The 1,341-nt window shown below is 69.9% G+C and carries 2 protein-coding genes; both read left to right on the top strand.

Annotated elements, in window-relative coordinates:
* Positions 1–862, top strand: an 862-nt coding sequence (locus tag JCM9942_RS16070; RefSeq protein WP_157722998.1) for an amidohydrolase family protein, incomplete at its 5' end; no start/stop codon positions are given.
* Positions 863–908: 46 nt separating this feature from the next.
* The gene (locus tag JCM9942_RS16065) at positions 909–1,307 is read left to right on the top strand and encodes a RidA family protein (protein WP_054660859.1); all 399 of its coding nucleotides are present in this window, start codon (positions 909–911) and stop codon (positions 1,305–1,307) included.
* Positions 1,308–1,341: the final 34 nt, after the last annotated feature.

The raw sequence follows: 1,341 nt of genomic DNA, 5'->3' as shown, positions 1-1,341 counted from the left end.
CCCGTCCACCGAGGTGGATGCACTGGCCGGGGAACTGCCGGCTGGCGGGCTCTACGCCACCCACCTGCGCGACGAGTTCGCCGGCATCCTCGCGGCGATGGATGAAGCCCTCCATGCCGCGCGCACGCCGCAAGCCGCGGTCCGCGTGTCGCATCTCAAATGTGCAGGCGTGGACAACTGGGGCCGCAGCGCCGAGGTACTGGAACACCTGCAGCACGCCGCGGCCGGGCAGGACGTGGCCTGCGACTGCTATCCCTACGCCGCCAGCGCCTCGACCCTGGACCTGAAGCAGGTCACCGATGCCTACGACATCCTGATCACCTGGTCCGAGTCCGAACCGGACCAGGGCGGTCGGCTGTTGGCCGAGATCGCCGCCGACTGGCATCTGCCGCTGACGGAGGCCGCCGTGCGTCTGCAGCCGGCCGGCGCGGTCTACTTCTGCATGGACGAAACCGACGTGCGCCGCATCCTCAGCCACCCGCTGACGATGATCGGCTCGGACGGTCTGCCGCGCGATCCGCGCCCGCACCCGCGGCTGTGGGGCACCTTCCCCCGCGTGCTCGGCCACTACGCGCGCGACGAGCAGCTGTTCCCGCTGCACACCGCCGTGCACAAGATGACCGGGCTGCCGGCCTCGCGCTTCCACATGGGCGCCCGCGGCCAGATCCGCGAAGGCTGGTGGGCCGACCTGGTGCTGTTCGACCCGGTCCGGGTGCGCGACACCGCCAGCTTCCACGATCCGATCCGCGCCGCCGAAGGGATCGACGCGGTCTGGGTCAACGGCCGGCTGGCCTACGACGGCCGCCAGGTTACCGCCCGCCCGGGCCGGTTCATCCATCCGGAACCGGCGCCAGCGGCCTGAACCGGCGCAACTTCCCGGTACACCTCATACATAGAAAGGAATACCCATGAGTGACATCAAGCGCTATGGCGCCGAAGGCGGCGTCGGCCAGGGCAAACAGCACATGCCGTTCTCGCGGGCGGTGGAGGCCGATGGCTGGCTGTTCGTCTCCGGCCAGGTGCCGATGCGCGATGGCGAGCTGGTCGCCGGCACCGTGACCGAGCAGTCGCACGTGGTGATCGGCAACGTGCTGGCGATCCTGGCCGAGGCCGGCTACGGCCCCGAGCATGTGGTGCGCTGCGGCGTATGGCTGGACGACGCGCGCGACTTCTACGCCTTCAACGGCGTGTTCAAACACTATTTCGGCGAGCACCCGCCGGCCCGTGCCTGCGTGGAAAGCCGCATGGTGGTGGACTGCAAGGTGGAAGTGGACTGCGTGGCCTACAAGCGTCCACCGCGCGACTGAGCCGCCGGCAGCGCGGCGCCTTTCCGCAGCGGGG

Origin of the sequence: Stenotrophomonas pictorum JCM 9942 (genome assembly GCF_001310775.1) — a bacterium.
GTDB lineage: Bacteria > Pseudomonadota > Gammaproteobacteria > Xanthomonadales > Xanthomonadaceae > Stenotrophomonas > Stenotrophomonas pictorum.
The sequence above is the reverse complement of the archived record's forward strand: the minus strand, read 5'-3'. Positions and strand labels throughout refer to the sequence as shown.